The organism is Streptomyces sp. NPDC044106 (assembly GCF_056433985.1).
The window spans coordinates 136,151-157,023 of sequence record NZ_JBWKFZ010000010.1 but is presented as its reverse complement, the minus strand read 5'-3'; the positions used below and the strand labels follow the sequence as shown (position 1 = coordinate 157,023).

19 protein-coding genes are annotated in these 20,873 nt (G+C 71.9%); 10 read left to right on the top strand and 9 right to left on the bottom strand.

Annotated features, from left to right (window positions below):
* Window positions 1-160 precede the first annotated feature (160 nt).
* The 4 genes from AC07DI_RS19735 to AC07DI_RS19720 form a co-directional block, all read right to left on the bottom strand.
* Window positions 161-382, bottom strand: a complete 222-nt coding sequence (locus AC07DI_RS19735) for a hypothetical protein (protein ID WP_478905395.1) — start codon at window positions 380-382, stop codon at window positions 161-163.
* Window positions 379-540 carry a hypothetical protein gene (locus tag AC07DI_RS19730; protein WP_478905394.1) on the bottom strand — a complete coding sequence of 54 codons (162 nt, stop codon included), beginning with the start codon at window positions 538-540 and terminating at the stop codon, window positions 379-381. The genes AC07DI_RS19735 and AC07DI_RS19730 overlap by 4 nt, the downstream gene beginning before the upstream one ends.
* A gap of 122 nt (window positions 541-662) precedes the next feature.
* Window positions 663-2,135: a membrane-associated oxidoreductase gene (locus AC07DI_RS19725; RefSeq protein WP_478905393.1), complete on the bottom strand. Its 1,473-nt coding sequence runs from the start codon at window positions 2,133-2,135 to the stop codon at window positions 663-665.
* Between the two features lie 10 nt (window positions 2,136-2,145).
* Window positions 2,146-2,994 carry an isocitrate lyase/PEP mutase family protein gene (locus AC07DI_RS19720; protein ID WP_478905392.1) on the bottom strand — a complete coding sequence of 283 codons (849 nt, stop codon included), beginning with the start codon at window positions 2,992-2,994 and terminating at the stop codon, window positions 2,146-2,148.
* A gap of 115 nt (window positions 2,995-3,109) precedes the next feature.
* Between AC07DI_RS19720 and AC07DI_RS19715 the strand changes: the two genes are divergently transcribed.
* The 3 genes from AC07DI_RS19715 (at window position 3,110) to AC07DI_RS19705 (ending at window position 6,001) form a co-directional block, all read left to right on the top strand.
* Window positions 3,110-3,787 carry an AIM24 family protein gene (locus tag AC07DI_RS19715; RefSeq protein ID WP_478905390.1) on the top strand — a complete coding sequence of 226 codons (678 nt, stop codon included), beginning with the start codon at window positions 3,110-3,112 and terminating at the stop codon, window positions 3,785-3,787.
* 97 nt (window positions 3,788-3,884) lie between these two features.
* Window positions 3,885-4,436 carry a PH domain-containing protein gene (locus AC07DI_RS19710; RefSeq protein ID WP_478905389.1) on the top strand — a complete coding sequence of 184 codons (552 nt, stop codon included), beginning with the start codon at window positions 3,885-3,887 and terminating at the stop codon, window positions 4,434-4,436.
* Complete coding sequence (locus AC07DI_RS19705) at window positions 4,433-6,001, top strand: PH domain-containing protein (protein WP_478905388.1); 1,569 nt, start codon at window positions 4,433-4,435, stop codon at window positions 5,999-6,001. Before AC07DI_RS19710 ends, AC07DI_RS19705 begins: the two co-directional genes overlap by 4 nt.
* 95 nt (window positions 6,002-6,096) lie before the next feature.
* Here AC07DI_RS19705 and AC07DI_RS19700 read toward each other — a convergent pair whose 3' ends face one another.
* On the bottom strand, window positions 6,097-7,380 hold the full coding sequence (locus AC07DI_RS19700; protein ID WP_478905387.1) for an aspartate aminotransferase type Ic: 1,284 nt from the start codon (window positions 7,378-7,380) through the stop codon (window positions 6,097-6,099).
* A 515-nt stretch (window positions 7,381-7,895) separates the two neighbouring features.
* Between AC07DI_RS19700 and AC07DI_RS19695 the strand changes: the two genes are divergently transcribed.
* From AC07DI_RS19695 to AC07DI_RS19675, 5 genes are read left to right on the top strand one after another with little or no spacing between them, the layout of a single operon-like run.
* Window positions 7,896-9,539 (top strand): ABC transporter substrate-binding protein, encoded by a 1,644-nt coding sequence (locus AC07DI_RS19695; protein WP_478905386.1) that lies wholly within the window; start codon window positions 7,896-7,898, stop codon window positions 9,537-9,539.
* Window positions 9,540-9,567: 28 nt separating this feature from the next.
* The gene (locus AC07DI_RS19690) at window positions 9,568-10,527 is read left to right on the top strand and encodes an ABC transporter permease (RefSeq protein ID WP_384255188.1); all 960 of its coding nucleotides are present in this window, start codon (window positions 9,568-9,570) and stop codon (window positions 10,525-10,527) included.
* Window positions 10,527-12,530, top strand: a complete 2,004-nt coding sequence (locus AC07DI_RS19685; protein ID WP_478905385.1) for a dipeptide/oligopeptide/nickel ABC transporter permease/ATP-binding protein — start codon at window positions 10,527-10,529, stop codon at window positions 12,528-12,530. Before AC07DI_RS19690 ends, AC07DI_RS19685 begins: the two co-directional genes overlap by 1 nt.
* Window positions 12,527-13,582, top strand: a complete 1,056-nt coding sequence (locus tag AC07DI_RS19680; RefSeq protein ID WP_478905383.1) for an oligopeptide/dipeptide ABC transporter ATP-binding protein — start codon at window positions 12,527-12,529, stop codon at window positions 13,580-13,582. The genes AC07DI_RS19685 and AC07DI_RS19680 overlap by 4 nt, the downstream gene beginning before the upstream one ends.
* On the top strand, window positions 13,561-14,496 hold the full coding sequence (locus tag AC07DI_RS19675; RefSeq protein ID WP_478905381.1) for a dihydrodipicolinate synthase family protein: 936 nt from the start codon (window positions 13,561-13,563) through the stop codon (window positions 14,494-14,496). Before AC07DI_RS19680 ends, AC07DI_RS19675 begins: the two co-directional genes overlap by 22 nt.
* Window positions 14,497-14,530: 34 nt before the next feature.
* On the opposite strand, the gene AC07DI_RS19670 is transcribed toward AC07DI_RS19675, so the two are convergent.
* The 4 genes from AC07DI_RS19670 to leuA form a co-directional block, all read right to left on the bottom strand.
* Window positions 14,531-15,208: a response regulator transcription factor gene (locus tag AC07DI_RS19670; protein WP_384255178.1), complete on the bottom strand. Its 678-nt coding sequence runs from the start codon at window positions 15,206-15,208 to the stop codon at window positions 14,531-14,533.
* On the bottom strand, window positions 15,205-16,455 hold the full coding sequence (locus AC07DI_RS19665) for a sensor histidine kinase (RefSeq protein ID WP_478905380.1): 1,251 nt from the start codon (window positions 16,453-16,455) through the stop codon (window positions 15,205-15,207). The genes AC07DI_RS19670 and AC07DI_RS19665 overlap by 4 nt, the downstream gene beginning before the upstream one ends.
* Window positions 16,456-16,522: 67 nt before the next feature.
* Complete coding sequence (locus tag AC07DI_RS19660) at window positions 16,523-17,254, bottom strand: TerB family tellurite resistance protein (RefSeq protein WP_478905378.1); 732 nt, start codon at window positions 17,252-17,254, stop codon at window positions 16,523-16,525.
* A 180-nt stretch (window positions 17,255-17,434) separates the two neighbouring features.
* Window positions 17,435-19,156 carry a 2-isopropylmalate synthase gene (gene leuA, locus AC07DI_RS19655; RefSeq protein ID WP_478905377.1) on the bottom strand — a complete coding sequence of 574 codons (1,722 nt, stop codon included), beginning with the start codon at window positions 19,154-19,156 and terminating at the stop codon, window positions 17,435-17,437.
* A 322-nt stretch (window positions 19,157-19,478) separates the two neighbouring features.
* On the opposite strand from leuA, the gene AC07DI_RS19650 reads away from it, so the two are divergent.
* Both AC07DI_RS19650 and AC07DI_RS19645 read left to right on the top strand, forming a co-directional pair.
* Window positions 19,479-20,555 carry a M4 family metallopeptidase gene (locus tag AC07DI_RS19650; protein WP_478905375.1) on the top strand — a complete coding sequence of 359 codons (1,077 nt, stop codon included), beginning with the start codon at window positions 19,479-19,481 and terminating at the stop codon, window positions 20,553-20,555.
* A gap of 43 nt (window positions 20,556-20,598) precedes the next feature.
* Complete coding sequence (locus AC07DI_RS19645; protein WP_384255166.1) at window positions 20,599-20,865, top strand: protealysin inhibitor emfourin; 267 nt, start codon at window positions 20,599-20,601, stop codon at window positions 20,863-20,865.
* Window positions 20,866-20,873 lie beyond the last annotated feature (8 nt).

The following is a 20,873-nucleotide window of genomic DNA, read 5'->3' as shown; positions in this document are numbered from 1 at the left end:
GGGGTACGGGGGTCGCCCCCCGGAAGACAGCAGCATGATGCGGTCCGCTTCGCCCAGCTTCTGGGTGCGCAGCACGATGCCGTCGTCGCGGAACAGACTCATGGGGCCATTCTCGCGTATCCCGGCGGGGCGGCGGGCCCCGGTACCCGCCGGCTGTCCGTCAAGGCACCTCGCCCCGGCTCCGGGCGTTCGCGTACGCCGTCGCCGCGCTCAGCCGCTCCGCGGTCGTCGCCGTGCGGACCACCTCCGGAGCGCAGTCCCACTCACGGCCCCCTCCGTAGGGGCGCAACTGGACGTACGGCCCCTCGTGCCCCATGACCCGGCCCACCTGACCACTACGGGTGTCCACCACGTACGCCCCGATGGGCAGGTCGAGGCTCACACGGGCCTCCTCGGCGCCGCCGCGAGCCGGGCCGCGGTACCGATCCCCAGTGACGGCAGCGTGATTTCCGCCTGCGTGAGCGCGGCGCGCAATTCCTTCACGGTTTCCTCCGCACGTTCGGTACATGCCACTGCGTGATGCTTTCCATCCGCCTTCACGTGGCTCCCCCTCGCCGTCGGCTTTCACTCTTCGCACCCCTGCGGTGACGTTTTGTGTCTAGACTCGGCAGGGGTCCGTCCTCGACAACTGGGGGGCAGTGAAAGGCCGTTGGCCATGGCACCTACTGACGACTGATCGCCCGAGTGACGCCCGCCGCGATCGTCGTCGCGAGGGTCCACCCCAGCACGACCAAGGCATACCCGAACCACTGGTACGCCCCCTGCGCGGCGTACGCCCGCTCCTGCCCGAAGTCGACGATCGGGAGCAGCAGGTCCAGCGTGTAGAAGAGGGGGTTGAACTCCGGTGACTCCTCCGGCTTCAGCGCGGGCGGCTGCCGTATCGCGTACGTGACGGTCCCCACAAGCAGCAACGACAGCAGCCAGGCCGCCGCCCGCGTGGGCCGGAACCCGTAGCCGACGGTCACGTCCTGGAGATGGCCCCAGAGCCGGGCGTACCACGCCAGCGTCGCCCGGTGACGCCGCTCCTTGGCCAGCTGGACGGTCCGCGCCGCCGCGTCGTCGCCGCTGCGACGGTACGCGGCGGTCAGCTGCTCGTACGCGAACGGGATGAACCCGTCGGTGTCCCGTTCCAAGGCCTGGAGCCGTCGCGCGGCCGGTTCGTGCGGATCGAGCGTGTTGTACGTCATGCCGCTGAGGCGGACCTCGTCCGGCCAGGTCTCGGGGGCGATGTGCAGCAGGTCCAGTTGGGCCCGGCGCAGATTGACCGAGCCTTCGACGGGCGCGGCCTCACGCAACCACAACTCACCGACGGTCACGCTGCTGGCGTGCAGAGCCATGTCGCCCGGGTTGGACAGACGGGCATGGGCGAAGTTGAGCTGTCCCGGGATACGGGCGCCCCGCAGGCTGATCCGCCCGTACACCCTGGCCCGCATCGCATGCAGATCCGCGCCCCCGCTCAAGTTCGCCGCGTGCAGCGCCGTGGAACCCGGGTTGCTGAGCACCGCGTCGTCGAGCGTGATGTTCCCCGCGATGACCGAACCGGTGAGGCGGACCATGCCGTGGGCCGTGAAGCCCGCGTTCGCCTGGAACTCGTCGTCTATGGTGACGCGATTGAGCGCCAGGACGGGCTCGGAATGGCGCACCCCCTCCTCCCCGATGCGCGCGCCGTCGAAGAAGACCGCCCCGGAGATCCGCGCCCCGCCGAGCCTGACGGGCCCCCGCACCCGGCACCCGGTCATCCGCAGCGAACCGTCGACGCGCAGCGCGACGGCGTGCAGGCCGGGCAGCACGGAGCGGCCCAGGTACAGCTGGCGCAGCCGCGCCCCGTACAGGTCGGGCACCTCGTCGAAGTAGCAGGCCCACAGGTGGATCGGGCCCGCGACCTCCGCGTACTGGAGGTTCAGCCGGCCGGTGACCCGCGCGCCGGTGACCCGGAGGACGGGGATCTCGCCGTCCCGCCGGGCGGCGCCGAGCAGCAGTGCCCGCAGGACCTCGGCGCGTACGGTCCTCTCGGCGCCCCACTCCGCGCCGAGCGCCGCGGTCTCCCCGTCCCGCTCCCGGAAGTCGACGGTCCGCCCCAGCGGGACCGCCTCCCACACCCGCCTTTCGGCGTCGGTCAGTTCCGTGATCTCCACCGCCCGGACTCTAGGCGAAGGCGTCCGACAACGCCTGCGTCTTCGCGTACGAAGGGATGCCCGACGCCAACGGCGTGCTCCGCGCCACCGCTTCGACGGCCGCCAAGGCCCCCCGCAGCGCCGCCCTGAACAGCAGCGAACCGCAGCTGACCCGCGCCACGCCCGCTTCGGCCAGCGCCGGGAGGGCGGGGCCGCCGGGGTTGTGGAGGACGTTGAGCGGGGCGTCGAGGCCCGCGACCAGCTCCGCGATGACGCGGATGTCCCTGGCATCCCAGGCGTCTCGGGCACCCCGCACGTCCCTTACACCCCGCACATCCCGTACTCCCGGCACGAAGAGCCCGTCCGCGCCCGCCTGTCGGTAGGCGGCGAGCCGGTCCGCCGTCTGGTCCGCCCACTCCGCGTCCCGCAACCAGTACGTGTCCGTGCGGGCATTGACGAAGAGCCGCCCAGCGACCGCCTCCCGGACGGCGCCGAGGATCTCGCACTGGTGCGTGGCGTCCCGCAGCGTGCCGTCCGCGCGACCGTCCTCGATGTTGACCCCGACGACCCCCATGTCCGCCAACTCGGCGACCAGCGCGGCCACTTCCTCGGGCCGGTCGCTGAAGCCGCCCTCGATGTCGACGCTGACCAGCGCGTCGAGCCGGGTCAGGCCGCGCACCAGGCGGAGGGTCGCGGCGCGCGCGGTGCCCGCCCCGTCCGGCAGCCCCGCCGCGGCCGCCACCCCCAGGCTGGTCGTGCCGACCGCGCGGAACCCGGCGGCGACGAACGCGGCGGCCGATGCGTGGTCCCAGGCGTTGGGCAGCAGCAGGGGCGCACCGGCGCGGTGCAGGTCGCGGAACTCCTCGTAGGCAAGCGTCATGCCACGACCGTAAGGGCGTCACGTTTCGGCGCGGGCCGAAACGTCGCCGCCGCGTTTCACGGCCCACGGAGGGGCCACGCTTCCCCGATCACGACAAGTGGCCCAAGATACCGGCATGAAGAGTGACCTGTTCTCCAGCGACCACATGGCCCAGCCGGCCCACGCCCCCGGCATGACCTTGCAGAACGCCAAATCCGTCAAGTACGCCGTGAGCGGTGAGATGTTCGCCCGGCAGGGCGCGATGATCGCCTACCGCGGCGACCTGCAGTTCGAGCGCAAGGGGCAGGGTGTGGGCGGCATGCTCAAGCGTGCCATGACCGGTGAGGGGCTGCCGCTGATGGCCGTGCGCGGCCAGGGCGAGGCGTGGTTCGCGCACGAGGCGCAGAACTGCTTCATCGTCGACGTCGAGCCCGGCGACGTCCTCACGGTCAACGGCCGCAACGTCCTCTGCTTCGACGCGACCCTCTCGTACGAGATCAAGACCGTGAAGGGCGCGGGGATGACCGGCGGCGGGCTGTTCAACAGCGTCTTCACGGGTGCGGGCCGGCTCGGGCTGATGTGTGAGGGCAGCCCGCTGGTCATTCCCGTCTCGCCGCAGCAGCCGGTGTACGTCGACACGGACGCGGTGGTCGGCTGGACCGCCCACCTCAGCACCTCCCTGCACCGCTCGCAGTCCATCGGCTCGATGCTCCGCGGCGGCTCGGGCGAGGCCGTGCAGCTGAAGCTGGAGGGTGAGGGGCACGTCATCGTGCGGCCCAGCGAGGCGACGCCGCAGAAGGCGCAGCAGCACTAGGAGGTGGCCGGATCGGCGCCGGTCGCGGTCGACGATCGGCCGAGTCCGGCTACAGCCGGTGAGCAGGCAACTCGGGCGGGCAAGTACCTTTCGTCTCATGGTTGTTGACGTTGTTGACCAAGGAGTCGAGGGAGCCGGGGAAGCCGCGAGAGCTCCAGGGGCAGGCGTGCGGCTGCGGCCACCGCGCCACCCCCTGGACCGCCGTGCCGTCGCCTGGTGGCGTACGCAGCTGCTGCTGACGGCCGCCGCCCCGGTGGCGCTCCTCGGCCTGCTCGGCGTGCTCATCACCCCTGCCAGGTTCTGGCTCCTGCTGCCCGCCGCGGTGATCGCGGCGGGCGGTCTGCCGGTCGGGGCGCTGCTGCCGCTGTGGTGGTACAAGGTCCACCGCTGGGAGGTCACGGACGACGCGGTGTACGTGCGGACCGGCTTCTTCTGGACGGAGGGCCGGATCGCGCCCATGTCGCGGCTCCAGACCGTCGACACGATGCGCGGACCCGTGCAGCGCGTCTTCGGGCTCTCCACCGTCACGGTCACCACGGCGTCCGCCAAGGGCGCGCTCAAGGTCAAGGGCCTGGATCACGCGACGGCGGCGGAACTCGCCGAGCGGCTCGCGCTCGTCACCCAGGCGACACCGGGCGACGCGACGTGAGCGGCGAGCTCGCCGAGGACCACGACTGGCGGCGGCTCGACCGCCGTTCGCTGCTCGTCACCGTCCAGATGACGGGCGGTGTGGTGACCGCCGTCGGCCTGCCGGTCACCCTCAGCTTCCAGGGCTGGGTGCCCATGGGTCCCGTGATCGCCTGGGCGGTCGGCCTGAGCGCGCTGCTCATCGCGAGCGGCGTGGGCCTCGACGCGCTGCGGCTGCGCCACAGCCGCTACCGCATCGGCCCCGACCGCGCCGAGCTGCGCAGCGGCATCCTCTTCGCCAAACACCGCTCCCTCAGCCGGGAGCGCATCCGCTCCGTCGACCTCGTCGCCCACCCGCTGCTGCGCCTCCTCGGCCTGGTCGAGGTCCGCATCGGCACCGGTGAGCAGAGCGCGGGGCAGGAGGCCACGCTCGAACTCAGGCCCGTGCGCAGGGCGGAGGGCGAACGGCTGCGGCGCGAACTGCTGAGCCGGACGACTCCGAGTGCCGCCGCCGACGCCTCGGGCGCCATCGCCGCGCTCGACCTCCGCTGGATACGCTACGCCCCGCTGTCCTTCGTCACCTCGGCGCTCGCCGCCGCGGCGGGCGGGGCGATCATGCAGGTCAGCGAGTGGTTCGGGGTGCAGGATGAGGTCATCGAGTGGGTGGGTGACGTCTTTCGCGGGATGTCGGTCGCGGGCATGGTGCTCGCCCTGATCGTGGGGGCGCTGGCGGCCGGTTCCGTGGGGGCGCTCGGGCTCTGGGTCGAGATGTGGTGGAACTACCGCCTGGAGCGCGAGCCCGGCGGGACGCTGCGGGTGCGGCGCGGGCTCTTCACGACCCGTTCCGTCTCCCTTGAGGAGGCGCGGCTGCGCGGCGTCGACGTGGTGGAACCGCTCGGCCTGCGGCTGTCCGGGGCGGCCCGCGTGGACGCGGTCGCCACGGGGCTCTCCCGCCGGGACGAGGAGGACCAGGCGGGTCCGGGCACCCTGCTGCCCGCGGCGCCCCGCGCACTCGCCGCGGAGGTGGCGGCACGGGTCCTGCGGGAGCCGGAGACGCCCACCGCCGCGCGGCTCACGCCGCATCCGCTGGCGGCGCGGGCCCGGCGGATCCGCTGGGCGGTGTCGGCGGCGCTGACACCCGCCCTCGTCCTGGTCCTGCTCGGGGTGCTGCTCGGTGTGCCGGTCCTGAACTATCTCGGGGCGGGGGCCGCGGTGGTCCTCGTGCCGCTCGCGGTGGCGCTCGCGTGCGACGCGTACCGCAGCCTGGGGCACGCGCTCGACGGCGACTATCTCGTGGTGCGGTCCGGGACGCTGCGGCGGTCCACGGTGGCCCTGCGGCGCGGCGGGGTGATCGGCTGGACCGTCAAGCAGTCCGTGCTGCAACGCCGGGCCGGCCTGGTGACGCTGAGCGCGACGACGGCGGCGGGCTCGCAGGAGTACGCGGCGTACGACGTGGACGAGGGCGAGGGCCTGACCTTCGCGGAACGAGCGGTCCCGGGCCTCCTGACCCCATTCCTGGAAGAGACCCCGGACCCCCCAGGGGCGCGAGGAACTGCGCGCCGAGCCACAGCCGACCGTCACAGGTAAACGGACGCCCACCCCCCAAGGGGCGCGGGGAACTGCGCACCCAACCACAGCCGACCCGCACAGATAAACGGACGCCCACGCCCCTGAAACTCCCCCTAGCGCACCGCCACCACGCCCCGCTCATAGCCAACGAGCCGCACACACACCGCCAGCCCCAAGATCGCCTGCTCAAGCTCCGCGAGGTTCGGATAGCTGGGCGCCACGCGAATGACCGCGTCGCGCGGGTCGTCCCCGTAGGGGTGCGTCGCACCGGCCGGGGTCAGCACGATGCCGGCCTCCGCGGCGCGGCGTACGACCTCCTTGGCGCAGCCGTCCGGGACCGTCAGGGTCACGAAGTAGCCGCCCTTGGGCGAGGTCCACGTGGCGAGGCCGGTGCCGCCCAGCTCGGCCTCCAGGATCCGCGCGACCGCCGCGAACTTGGGCTGCAGCAGGGCGCGCTGGCGCTCCATGTGCGCGCGTACGCCGTCCGCGTCCTTCAGGAACATCACGTGCCGCAGCTGGTTGACCTTGTCGGGGCCGATGGACCGCTTCTGGTTGGCCGCGAGCAGCCACTTCACGTTGGCGGGCGACGAGCCGAAGAACGCGACGCCCGCGCCCGCCGCGGTGATCTTCGAGGTGGAGCCGAAGACGAACGCCCGGTCCTCGTGCCCGGCCCGCGCGCAGGCGGCGAGCAGGTCGGCGATCCCGGCGGGCTCGTCGGTGAGGTGGTGGACGGCGTACGCGTTGTCCCAGAAGACGCGGAAGTCGGGCGCGGCGGTGGGCATCGCGGCGAGCCGCGCCACGGTCTCGTCGCTGTAGACGACGCCGTCGGGGTTGCTGTACTTCGGCACGCACCAGATGCCCTTGACCGCGGGGTCCTCGGCGACGAGCCGCTCGACCTCGTCCATGTCGGGACCGTCCGCCGTCATCGGCACGGGGATCATGTCGATGCCGAAGCGCTGGCAGAGCGCGAAGTGCCGGTCGTAGCCGGGCACCGGGCACAGGAACACGATCCGCTCCTGCTCCACCCAGCGGGACTCGGCGCCGGGCAGAACGCCGAGCAGGGCGTGCACGAGGCAGTCGTGCATCAGCTCCAGGCTGGAGTTGCCGAGGGCGAGCAGCTGCCCCGCGGGCACCTGGAGCAGTTCGGCGAAGATCTCGCGGAGCTCGGGCAGCCCCTGGAGCCCGCCGTAGTTGCGTACGTCGGTGCCGTCGGCGGCCGTGTACCGTCCGCCGGGCAGGCTCAGCAGCTCCTCGGCGAGGTCGAGCTGCTCGGGCGCCGGCTTGCCCCGGGTCAGGTCGAGGGAGAGTCCGCGCCCGGCGAGGTCCGCGTACTCCTTCCTGGCCTGCTCAAGCAGCCCGGCCAGGGCCTGGGTGTCGGGGCTCAGCTCGGTGGTCATGGTGGTGCCTCTCGCAGGTGCCGCTTTCGGTGGTTGGCGCCCGCCGAGGATACAAACCCGGCCGGGGCCGGGGCGCGGACGACCGCTTCGCGAGACCGTGACGTCCGGGGGCCGGTGCATCCCCGCGACCATTCGCTGTGACCCCTCAGAGCCTGTGTCATATCCCCGGCCGGGTGGTCGCCGCCTGGCCGGGGATATGACACAGGCTCTCAGGGGGTGCCGACCTGCGTGGTCACAGGCCGCGCGACCGGTGCCGCGTCCCGCACATCTTTTCCCGATGTCACCCTCATGATCGCCTCAGCACCCCCCGCACCCCTGCCCGACGCCTCCCTCACGACCGGTCGCCGCCCCCAATACCCCTGGCCGGGCCGCCGGTTGGCCCCCCGCACCTCATCCGGCCCACCCCTCCGCGCGCCCGTGCCGGAGGCCTTGACCGGCCCTCTTCCCCCTCCTATCGTCGCCACGCCACCCACGACGTAGGACGTGGGACCTCTCAGGGAGGCAAGGGAGACACAGTGACCGATCCGACCTCTCGTACGGTGCGCCGCGCGCTCGCGCCGGACCGCCGCTCCTTCCTCAGGTACACCGGCGCGCTCAGCGCGGGAGCCGCCGTCACCGCCACGCTCTCCGCCTGCTCGTCGGGGCCCGAGTCCACCAACGAGACCGGGGGCGGAGGGCAGGGCGGCAGCTCGACGCTGACCGCCGTCATCGGTTACGGCAACGACGGCAGCTGGGACCCGACGCAGACCGCGTCGGCCTTCGCGATGGCAGGCAACGAGCACATCTACGAGGGGCTCCTCGGCACCGACCCGATCACCCGCGAGCCCTACGCGGCGCTCGCCACCGAGATCCCGAACGACCTCCGAGCGACCACGTGGAAGTTCACCCTGCGGCCGGGAGCCAAGTGGCACGACGGCAAGCCCGTCACCGCCGACGACGTGGTGTTCGTCTTCGACCGCATCCTCGACCCGAAGACCCAGACACTCGCCAAGGGCTTCTTCGCGAGCTGGCTCAAGGAGGTCAGGAAGACCGGCGCCACCTCCGTCGAGCTGATCCTCAAGTTCCCCTTCCCCGACGGCGCCGCGCGCCTCTCCCTGGCCAAGATCATGCCGAAGCACGTCTTCTCGAAGCCGGGCGCCTGGGACGACGCGACCAAGGGGAAGGCGGTGGGCTCGGGACCGTACAGGCAGGCCTCGCACCACCCGAAGTCGAACACGACCTTCGAGGCCTTCGACGACTACAACGGCCCGCGCAAGGCCGCGTTCAAGAAGATGAACTGGCTGACCATCGTGGACGCGGCGCCGCGCGTCGCGAAGATCTCCGGGGGCAGCGCGGACGCGGAGATCGCCGACAACATCCCGTACGCCAACATCGAGCAGCTCAAGAGGGGCGGGATGACCGTCGAGGGCGGCGCGGGCATGAACAACCTCTTCCTGCTCTTCAACACCGCGCACCAACCGTTCGACGACGCCCGCGTCCGCCAGGCCCTGCACTACGCCATCGACCGCGAGAAGATGATCCGGGCCGCCCTCCGGGGCCACGGCAAGGCGTCGACGTCCTTCCTCAACGAGGCCAACCCCTCCTACCGGCCCGCGAAGACCGTCTACGGCTACGACCTGGCGAAGGCGAAGAAGCTCCTGAAGGCGGCCGGAGTCGGCAAGCTGAAGGTCAACCTCATGGCGGTCAACGTCAGTTGGATCGTCGACTGCCTGCCGACCATCCAGGACGGCTGGGAGAAGCTCGGCGTCGAGGTCACCCTCGACCCGCAGGAGACCACCGCCGTCTTCAGCAAGCTGGACCAGAAGAAGGACTTCCAGGTGGTCGCCGCCGCCTCCAACCCCAACCAGTTCGGGCTCGACGCCGACCTGATCATGCACTACAACTACGGCGCCGAGAACCTGTGGATGGGCTACGCGCGCTGGGCCGACGACCCGGTCGCCAAGAAGCTCTTCAAGGACATGGACCAGGCGACCCGCGAGCCCGATGCGAGCAAGAAGAAGGCCATGGTCCAGGAGTACATCGACGTCGTCGCGGAACAGGCCGTGCTCTACCCGGTGGTCCACAACGAACTCATGACCGCCTGGGACCCGAAGAAGATCACCGGCGTCAAGGCCCAGCCCTACCCGGGGATCAATCTGCTGCAGGCCAAGTGGGTCTGACACCCGACCGGTTCAGGAGCTCCACGCCGTGACCGCAGTCCTCAGAATCCTGGCCCGCCGCGTCGCCCTCCTCGTCCCGCTGCTGCTCGGCATCGTCCTCTTCGTCTTCCTCGTGATGCGCTTCTCGGACGTCGACCCGGCGTCCGCGTTCTTCCAGGGCGCCAACCCGACCCCCGAGCAGCTGCACGACTTCCGCGAGGAGAACGGGCTTCTCGACCCGCTGCCCGTGCGCTACATCGCCTTTGTCGGCGACCTCCTGCGAGGCGACATGGGCATCAGCGTCCTCAACCGCTCCCCCGTCGTCGACCAGGTCACCACCGCCCTGCCGCTCACCGTGCAGCTCACCTTCCTCGGCCTCGGCATCGCCGTGGTGCTCTCCCTCACCCTCGGCGTCACCGCCGCCATCTACCGCGACCGGCTGCCGGACCAGCTGATCCGCGTCGTCTCCCTGACCGGTGTCGCGGCGCCCGGCTTCTGGCTGGCGCTCCTCATGATCCAGTACCTGGCGGTGGACCTCGGCTGGTTCCCGACCGGCGGCTACATCAACCCCGCCGACTCCTTCACCGGGTGGCTCAGAACCATGACGCTGCCCGCCTTCGCGCTCTCGCTGCCGGTGGCGGCCGGCCTCACCCGCATCATCCGCACGGCGGTGGTCGAGGAGCTGGACAAGGACTACGTGCGCACGGCGATCGGCTGCGGTCTGCCGCCGGTGGTGGTCGTGGGCCGCAACGTCCTGCGCAACGCCCTCATCAACCCGCTCACCGTCCTCGGCCTGCGCGTCGGCTACCTGCTCGGCGGCGCGGTGGTCATCGAGACGATCTTCTCGCTGCCCGGCATGGGGAAGCTGATGATCGACGCCGTGAAGAACGGCGATCCGGCCGTCGTACAGGGCGTCGTCATCACCACCGCCGTCGGATTCGTCGTCGTGAACCTCGCCATCGACATCCTCCACCTCCTGGTCAACCCGCGCCTGAGGGGGACGAGTTGATGCCCGCCTCGCGCAAGGCACTGACCGAGCGGCTCTCCGTGCCCGGCCTCCGGCTGCGCTCGCTGCGGAACCTTCCCGCGCTGTCCCGGGTCGCGGTCGGCGTCATCGCCCTCGTCGTCCTTGTGGCCCTGTTCGCCCCGCTCCTCGCCCCCTACGACCCGCTCGACCAGCAGCCGCAGACCGACGGCACCGGCCACCCCTCCGGCAGCCACTGGATGGGCCAGGACAGCCTGGGCCGCGACATCCTCAGCCGACTGATGTACGGGGCGCGCTGGTCGCTGGCGATCGGGCTCGGCGCCACCCTGCTCGCCCTCGTCGTCGGCGCCGTGATCGGCGCGGTCGCCGCGACCTCCCGCAAGGCCGTCGACGAGACGCTGATGCGCTGCCTCGACGTCGTCATGGCGTTCCCCGGCATCGCGCTCGCCGCCGTGCTCGTCGCGGTCTTCGGCGGCGGCATCCTCGTCCTGATCTGCGCCATCGCCTTCCTGTTCACCCCGCCCGTCGCCCGGGTCGTACGGGCCAACGTGCTCGACCAGTACGGCGAGGACTACGTCGTCGCCGAACGCGTCATCGGCGCCCGCACCCCGCACATCCTGATCCGCCACGTCGCCGTCAACTGTGCCGCGCCCATCCTCGTCTTCTGCACGGTGCAGGTCGCCGAGGCCATCGTCTTCGAGGCGTCGCTCTCCTTCATCGGCGCGGGGGTGCGGCCCCCCGACCCGTCCTGGGGCAGCGTCATCGCCGACGGCAAGAACATGGTCCTGATCGGCGGCTGGTGGGCGACCGTCTTCCCCGGCCTCCTGATGCTGCTCACGGTCCTCTCCCTGAACGTCCTCTCCGAGGGCGTGTCGGACGCGTGGGCGGCGCCTTCCGGCCGGGACGTCGCGGGCGCGGCGCGCGCGGAGGACCGCCTGGAGACCCCCGAGCCGGGCAGCGGCCACGTCCTCGAACTGCCCGGCCTGACCGAGGCGGCGGACCGCCTCCGCTCCCGCGCCCGCCCCCTGCCGACGGGCGCCCCCGTCCTCTGCGTCGACCGCCTCACCGTCTCCTTCCCCCGGCGCCACGGCGGCAGGGACATCGTCGACGGCATCAGCTTCGACGTACGGCCCGGTGAAGTCCTCGGCCTGGTCGGCGAATCGGGCTGTGGCAAGTCGCTGACCGCGCTGACCGTGATGGGCCTCGAACCGAAGGGCGCCGAGGTCGGCGGCCGCGTCACCTTCGACGGCCGGGAGCTCATCGGCCTGCCCATGCGCGCCCGGCGCCGCCTGCTCGGCCACGACATGGCGATGATCTACCAGGACGCGCTGTCGTCGCTGAACCCCGCCATGACGGTCCGCTCCCAGCTCAAGCAGGTCGTACGCAGGGGTGGCCGCCGCACCCCTGTCGAACTCCTCGAACTGGTCGGCCTCGACCCCGCCCGCACCCTGCGCAGCTATCCGCACGAACTCTCCGGCGGCCAGCGCCAGCGCGTCCTGATCGCCATGGCCCTCTCCCGCGACCCGAAACTGATCGTCGCCGACGAGCCGACCACCGCCCTCGACGTCACCGTGCAGGCCCAGATCATCCAGCTCCTGCTCCGACTGCGCGAGGAGTTGGGCTTCGCGCTGATCCTCGTCTCGCACGACCTGGCCCTGGTCGCCGACGTCACCGACCGGGTGGTGGTGATGTACGGCGGCCAGATCGTCGAGACCGGCGTCACGGCCGACCTCGTCGAATCCCCGTCCCACCACTACACACGCGGCCTGCTCGGCTCGGTGCTCTCCCTGGAGTCGGCGGCACAACGCCTCACCCAGATCAAGGGCGTGGTGCCGTCCCCTGCGGACTTCCCCGCGGGGTGCAGGTTCACGGACCGGTGCCCGATGGCGAGCGCGGTGTGCCGTTCCGAGCCTCCCGCGCTGACGGGCCCCCGCACCCACACGACGGCCTGCCACCACCCGGCGACCGTGCCCCGCAGGGGCGCGGGGAACCGCGCGACGAGCCACGACGGAGGGCAAGCCGAATGACGACCCCCATCGTGCGGTTGGACAACGTCCACGTGGTCCACAGGGCGAGGTCGGGAGGTCTCTTCTCCCGGGACCACGTGTACGCCCTCACCGAAGCCACCCTCAAGGCCGCCCCCGGCGAAACCGTCGGGATCGTGGGCGAATCCGGCTGCGGCAAATCCACCCTGGCCAAAGTCCTCGTCGGCGCCCAGCGCCCGACCACCGGCACCGTCTCGTTCCGCGGCCGCGACCTGTGGGCGATGGACCCGGCAGAACGCCGCGGCTCCATCGGCACCCACACCGGCATGATCTTCCAGGACCCGTCGACCGCCCTGAACCGCAGGCTCCCGGTCGGCCGGATCCTCCGGGACCCCCTGGACGTCCACCGGCGCGGCACCAGGGCCCAGCGGGACGCGCGCGTACGCGAACTGATGGCACTCGTCGGCCTGCCGCCCGGCCTCGCGGACGGCGTGCCCGGCCAGCTCAGCGGCGGCCAGCGGCAGCGCGTGGCGATCGCCCGCGCGCTGGCCCTCGAACCCTCCCTCGTGGTCGCCGACGAGCCGACGAGCGCCCTGGACGTGTCGGTGCGGGCCCAGATCCTCAACCTGCTCCTCGACCTGAAGGAGCGCCTGGGCCTCGCCCTGGTCTTCGTCTCCCACGACATCCAGACCGTACGCAGGATGAGCGACCGCGTCGTCACGATGTACCTCGGGCGGATCGTCGAGGAGTCGCCGGCCGGGGAGATCCTGGACCGGGCCCGGCACCCGTACACGCGCGCCCTGTTCTCCGCCACGCCGGGCCTGCTCGACCCCATCGACCCGATCCCGCTGGCCGGGCCCGTGCCCTCGGCGACCCGGCCGCCGAGCGGCTGTCCGTTCCGCACCCGCTGCTGGAAGGCGGACGACGTGTGCGCCACCGCCATGCCGGACGCCCGGGCGGCGGGGCCGGGGCACGAGTTCCGCTGCTTCCACCCCGTCGACGAGGCAGAGTCGACCCACGACCTCGTCACCCAGGCCGCCGCCACGGCCTCCGCCCAGTCCAGGGAGCGTCCATGCCCGTCCCCACCCCGCTGACCGGTGTCGTCCCGCCCGTCTGCACCCCGCTGACACCGGAGCGCGAGGTCGACACGGCCTCACTCGTCCGGCTCGTCGACCACTTGGTGACGGGCGGCGTCGACGGTCTCTTCGTGCTGGGCTCGACCTCGGAGGCGGCGTACCTGACGGACCGGCAGCGCGCCCTCGTCGTCGACACGGTCGTACGTCACGTCGGCGGTGAGCTGCCCGTCCTGGCCGGGGCCATCGACATGACGACGCCGCGCGTCCTCGACCACGCGCGGGCCCTCGCCGGTGCGGGCGCGGACGCCGTCGTGGTCACCGCCCCCTTCTACACGCGGACCCATCCCGCCGAGATCGCCCGGCACTTCCGGCTGGTCGCGCGGGGCTGCGCGGTGCCGGTCCTCGCGTACGACATTCCGGTCGCCGTCCACACCAAGCTGGGCGCGCAGCTGGTCCTCCGCCTGGCCGGGGAGGGCGTCATCGCGGGCCTGAAGGACTCCAGCGGCGACGAGGGCGCCTTCCGCGGCGTCGTCCTCGGCAAGCGCTCGGAGCCGGGGCTCGCGGGGTTCAGTGTGCTCACCGGGTCCGAGGTGACGGCCGACGCGGCGCTCGCGATGGGCGCGGACGGCATCGTGCCCGGTCTCGGAAACGTGGACCCGCGGGGGTACGCGGCCCTCTACCGCGCCTGCAAAGACGGCGACTGGGAGCGGGCGCGGGCCGAACAGGAGCGGCTGTGCGGGCTGTTCGGAATGGTCACGGCCGGGGACCCGGCGCGGATGGGCGGCAGCTCCGCGGCGCTCGGCGCGTTCAAGGCGGCGCTGAATCTGCGCGGGGTGATCGACTGCCCGGCCACGGCGGAGCCGCAGATCCCGCTGTCGGCGGCGGAGACGGCGCGGGTGGGCGAGCACCTGGCGGCGGCAGGGCTGCTGTGACGGGCACGGAGGGCCGGGGACATGACGCGGGCCGTCAGGGCGCCGCCACCGAGCCGGGCGCCACCAGCCCCGACTCGTAGGCCATGATGACGAGTTGGGCCCTGTCGCGGGCGCTCAGCTTGCCCATGATGCGACTCACGTGCGTCTTCGCGGTCAGCGGGCTCAGGCCGAGCGTGTCGGCGATCTCCTGGTTGTTCAGGCCGCGCGCGACGAGCCGCAGGACCTGTCGCTCCCGCTCCGAGAGGCCCTCGGGCCCGCCCGTCACGGGCTGCCCGGCGTCCGGCGCCCGCAGCACCCGGGCGATGAGGCGGGCCGTGGGCCCCGGTGACAGGAGCGCGTCGCCGGCGGCCACCGTGCGGATGGCGTCGAGGAGTTCGGCGGGTCTGGTGTCCTTGACCAGGAAGCCGGACGCGCCGGCGCGGAGCGCGTCGACGACATGCTCGTCCGTGTCGTACGTCGTCAGGATCAGGACCTTCACGCCCGCGAGGTCCCTGTCGGCCACGAGCAGCCGCGTCGCCTCGATGCCGTCGAGGTCGGGCATGCGGATGTCCATGACGACGAGGTCCGCGCGCTCGGTGCGTGCCAGGTCGACCGCCGAGCGTCCCGTGCCCGCCTGCCCCACGACCTCCATGCCGGGCGCCGAGTCGACGAGCATCGCGAACGCGGCACGCACCAGCGTCTGGTCGTCGGCGAGCAGCACACGGATGGTCATCGGGGGCCTCCCAGGGACAGGGGTACGAGGGGCAGCACCGCCGACACCATGAAACCCCCTTCGGGCCGCGGCCCCGCGTCCAGGGTGCCGCCGACCGAGCGGGCCCGCTCCCGCATCCCGACGAGCCCGAACCCCGGCGCGTGCCCCGCCTCTTCGGTCCGGCCGCCGCCCCCGTCGTCCGTGACCCGCACGCACAGCGCCGCGTCCGCGGTGCCGACCGACACCCGCACGGTGCCGCCGGGGCCCGCGTGCCGTACGACGTTGGTGAGCGCCTCCTGCACGATGCGGTAGGCCGCCGCGCCCACGGCGGCGGGGGCCTCGCACTCCGCGACGGCGAGCTCCACGCGGGCGCCCGACACGCGGGCCGCCGCGGCGAGGTCGGGCAGCCCGTCGAGGCCCGGCAACGGCCCTCTGGCCTCGTCCTCCGTGCCGGAGCGCAGCACCTGGAGGGTGGCACGGAGTTCGCCGCGGGCGCTGCGGCAGGTCTCGGCGACGTCGTCGAGTGCCTTGGCGACGGCCGCACGGTCGAGCCGTTCCGGGTCGGCGGTCAGCACGTGCGCGGCGACGGACGTCTGGACGCCCACGAGGGTGATGCTGTGCGCGAGCAGGTCGTGCAGGTCGCGGGCGACCCGCAGCCGCTCCTCGGCGACCCGGCGGCGCGCCTCCTGCTCGCGGGTGCGTTCCGCGCGCTCGGCCCGCTCCACCACCGAGGTGACGTACTGGCGGTGGATGCGTACGTACACGCCGAGCAGCAGGAAGGCGACGACCCAGCCGGAGATGCGCAGGGTCTCCGCGCCCTGGGCCATGCCCTGATGGAACTTGACGCCGAGCATGACGGCCATGCCCGCGGCGCCGACCAGGACGGTGTGCCGGGGGCGGGAGCGGGAGGCCACGGTGAACAGCGCGGCCATCGTCACGGCCATCGGCGCGGTGTGGTTGTTCTCCAGGTAGTGGTAGGGCAGCAGGATCGCCAGCATGGCGATCATGACGCGCATCGGGGCGCGCCGGCGCCACACGATGAGGACGTGGGCGGCGAGCAGCAGCGCCCAGCCGTACGCGTCGGGCGTCCTGCCGTTGTCCCGCACGGCCCGCACGACCACGAGGGCGCTCACGGCCATGGCCGCGGCGAGCAGGGCGTCGGCGCGCAGCCGTTCGCCGGGGGCCGCGGGCCCGAGGAGACGCTCGACGAGGTCGCGGCGGGCGGCGGCGCCCGACGCAGTGCCCCGGACCGCGACAGGTAGTTCCACCCCACCATCTTCCGGTACGCGGAAGGGCGCGGGAGACCGCCGCCCGTCCTCGGCAGGACGTCTGCCGTCAGGAAGGTGTCCGCGCCGTCGCGAGGAGGCGCGTCACGTCCTCCGAGCAGATCGTCAGCGCGCAGCCCGCCGTGGCGAGCACGTCCCGCTCGGCCGTGGTGTACGGGCCGTCGGCGAGGGCGATGCGGGCGCCCTTGAGGAGCAGGGCCTCGCGGCCCGCGGGAGCGAGGTGCGGGGCCAGCGGGCCGAGCGCCTCGTGGAGTTCTATGGCGAGGCCGGGGTCGCAGTCGGGCCCGGTGGCGCGTCCGGCGTCGGTGGCGAGCGCCTCGACGAGGGCGACGAGCTGCTCCTCGGTGCAGTCGTCGTGCCCGGCGCCGTGCAGGGCGGCGACGGCCGTGTCCAGGGTGCAGCGCGAGGCGGTGCCACCGGCGGAGAGGACCGCGAGGACGAGGGTGTGCATGGCGTCGCGGAGCATCGCGGCGAGCCGGGTGGTGGTGGGGTGGTCCAGGACGTCCGGGTCGAAGAGGTCCTGGCAGGCGGCGCACTGGACGACGGGTCCGCGGGTGCCGCGCGGCACGACGGGCAGGCCGAGCAGGACGAAGCGGCGCCGTCCTGTGAGCCGCTGGTAGTTGCGGTCGCCGCCGCAGCCCGGACAGAAGAACTCGCCGTCGCCGACGGTGTCCCAGGCGGTGTGCATGCCGATCACGCGCCTGCACAGCGCTCGCCCGCGCGAGACCGGTTTGGCGGGGATGCGGGTATTCCGGCCGTCCTGTCCCCGAGCTGGCAGCACCACGCACCTCCGTAACTCCCCGGCTGCATTGCCGTGTTGGCGTGATGTTAGCCACATCGATGATGTGGCGTCAGCACCTCGTACGGGAGAGCGGGCCGGACATGGCCGGGAGACGACGCGGCCCCGCCCGCCGGATCGGCGGACGGGGCCGGATGAAACCGGGCGGAACCGGTCGGTGGATCAGCGTGCCGCGCGGTTGACGGCGGAGACGGCGGCCTTCAGGGACGCGCGTGTCGTGTTGGCGTCGATGCCGATGCCCCACAGCACCTTGTCGCCGATCGCGCACTCGATGTACGAGGCGGCCTGCGCGGACGCGCCCTCGCTCATCGTGTGCTCCTGGTAGTCCAGGAGGCGTACGTCGATGCCGATGCCCTGCAGCGCGTCGAAGAACGCGGAGATCGGGCCGTTGCCCGTACCGGTCAGGACGGTGTCATCGCCGTCCAGGGTCGCCTCGACAGTGAGGGTGTCGACGCCGTCCGTGTCGGTCGTCGTCTGGCCGTTCTTGACCTGAATCCGACCCCAGGGGTTCTCGGGGTTGGGCAGGTATTCGTCCTTGAAGACGCTCCAGATCGCGGCGGGCGTGACCTCGCCGCCCTCGGCGTCCGTCTTGCTCTGGATGATCTTCGAGAACTCCACCTGCATCCGGCGCGGCAGGTCCAGCTTGTGGTCGTTCTTGAGGACGTACGCGATGCCGCCCTTGCCGGACTGCGAGTTGACGCGGATGACGGCCTCGTAGGAGCGGCCGACGTCCTTGGGGTCGATGGGCAGGTACGGCACGGCCCACTCGATGTCGTCGACGGTCTTGCCCGCGGCCGCCGCGCGGGTCTCCATCGCGTCGAAGCCCTTCTTGATGGCGTCCTGGTGGGAGCCGGAGAAGGCGGTGTAGACGAGGTCGCCCGCGTAGGGGTGGCGGGGGTGGACCTCCATCTGGTTGCAGTACTCGTAGACGCGGCGGACCTCGTCGATGTCCGAGAAGTCGATCTGCGGGTCGACGCCCTGGCTGAAGAGGTTCATGCCCAGGGTGACCAGGTCGACGTTGCCGGTGCGCTCACCCTGGCCGAACAGGCAGCCCTCGACGCGGTCGCCGCCGGCCATCACGGCCAGTTCGGCGGCGGCGACGGCGGTGCCGCGGTCGTTGTGCGGGTGGATGGAGAGGCAGACGAACTCGCGCCGGGACAGGTGGCGGGACATCCACTCGAAGCGGTCCGCGTGGGTCGAGGGCGTCGAGCGCTCCACGGTGGCGGGCAGGTTGAGGATGATCTCGCGCTCGGCGTCGGGCTGCCAGACGTCCATGACGCCCTCGCAGACCTCCAGGGCGAAGTCCAGCTCGGTGTCGGTGAAGATCTCCGGGCTGTACTGGTAGCCGAAGGTCGTACGGTCGTCGAGCAGCTTGTCCGCGTACTCCATGACCAGGCGTGTGCCGTCGACGGCGATCTGCCTGACGGCGTCGCGCGAGCCGCGGAAGACGACGTCGCGCCAGACGGGGGCGGTGGCGTTGTACAGGTGGACCGTCGCGCGCCGGGCGCCCTTCAGGGACTCCACGGTCCGCTCGATGAGCTCCTCGCGGGCCTGGGTCAGGACGGAGATCGTCACGTCCTCGGGGATCGCGTCCTCGTCCTCGATGATCGAGCGTACGAAATCGAAGTCGGTCTGGCCCGAGGAGGGGAAGCCGACCTCGATCTCCTTGTAGCCCATGCGCACCAGCAGGTCGAACATGGCGCGCTTGCGGGCCGGGGACATCGGGTCGATCAGCGCCTGGTTGCCGTCGCGCAGGTCGGTGGAGAGCCAGCGGGGGGCTACGGTGATCCGCTTGTCCGGCCAGGTGCGGTCGGGGATGTCGACCTGCTCGTACTGCCCGTACTTGTGGACCGGCAGGGACGTGGGGCGCTGGAAGTTCGGCATGTGCGGGGCTCCTCGGAAGTGTCCTGAAGGACGGCCGACGGTCTTAGCGCAACGCCGAACTCCGCGGGGAGGGGGTCGGCCTCGACTACAGGCCCTCGCCGCGGCAGCTAAGGAGAAGCAGCCCGAATCGCATGATGTGCCGCAGCCTAGCCGAGCCGCGTTCCGTGCGCGGGCCCGTATCAGTATGCGGGATCGGTGTCGGATTCCGGCCGGAAAGTGCCCTGTACCACGCTGAGCGAAGCTCAGGCCCCCGTATGCCTCTATTTCACCAATCATGGTGGCTGGTAGTGACAGCGGCATGACCCAGTGCCACATTGCCGCCATGACCACCAATCCGGCAGGCTTCGAGCCTGTCTTCTGCTCCATCGTGCCACCGCACGTCCTGGACACCCTCGCCCGGAGCCAGGACCCCGCGCTCGCCGCACCCGCCCGCCGCACCCTGCAGCGGGACGCCTTCGAGCGCACCCAGCGCCGCCTGACGACCGTCATCGGCGCGCCCAGCGTGAGCCCGCCCAAGGAAGCCGCGGCGGGCAAGCCGCACCGCACCATCCACGACGCACGGCACCGCACGGAGCTGCCGGGCCGCAAGGTCCGCGGCGAGGGCGAGAAGCCCGGCAAGGACGCCACCGTGAACCGCGCGTACGCGGGCCTCGGCGCGACCTTCGAGCTCTACCAGAAGGCGTACGAGCGCAACTCCATCGACAACAACGGCCTGCCGCTGATCGCGACCGTCCACTACTCCGAGGAGTACAACAACGCCTTCTGGAACGGCGAGCAGATGGTGTTCGGCGACGGCGACCAGGAGATCTTCCTGGACTTCACCATCCCCGTGGACGTCATCGGCCACGAGCTCACCCACGGCGTCACGCAGTACACGGCGAACCTCACCTACTTCGGCCAGCCGGGCGCCCTGAACGAGTCCCTCTCGGACGTGTTCGGCTCGATGATCAAGCAGTACACGCTCGGTCAGACCGCCGCCGACGCCGACTGGCTGATCGGCGCGGGGCTGCTCGCCCCGCGCGTCACCGGCAAGGCGCTGCGCTCGATGAAGGAGCCCGGCACCGCGTACGACGACGACGTGCTCGGCAAGGACCCGCAACCCGCCGACATGGACCACTTCGTCAACACGGGCCGCGACAACGGCGGCGTGCACATCAACTCCGGCATCCCCAACCGCGCGTTCTACCTGGTCGCCAACGCCCTGGGCGGTCACTCGTGGGAGCGTGCGGGAGAGATCTGGTACGCCGTCCTGACCGGCGGCGAGCTGGCGCAGGACGCGTCCTTCACGGACTTCGCGAAGCTGACGGTGGCCGCCGCGCGGGCGAAGTTCGGCGACGGCGACGAGCTCAAGGCCGTCATCGACGCGTGGTCCACGGTCAAGGTGCCCACCAACGGCTGATGACGCGCTACCGGCCGCCCACCGGGTGCAGTAGACAGGACCCATGCGTATCCAGGTGAAGCGGACCGGAGGTTTCGCGGGCATCGACCGGCACGCCGAGGTGGACACCTCGCTGCTGGCCGATGCCCCGGAATGGCACGCCCTGGCCGAGAAGGCCCTGGCCGACGGGCGGGACGCCCCGCGGATAGGGGTGCCCGACGGCTTCAACTACCAGCTGACGGTGGACGGGCGGACGGTGTACTGCTCGGACCCGCGGCTGACGGAGCCGCAGCGGAGGCTGATCTCGCGGGTGCTGAAGGAAGGCGCCTGAGACCCTTA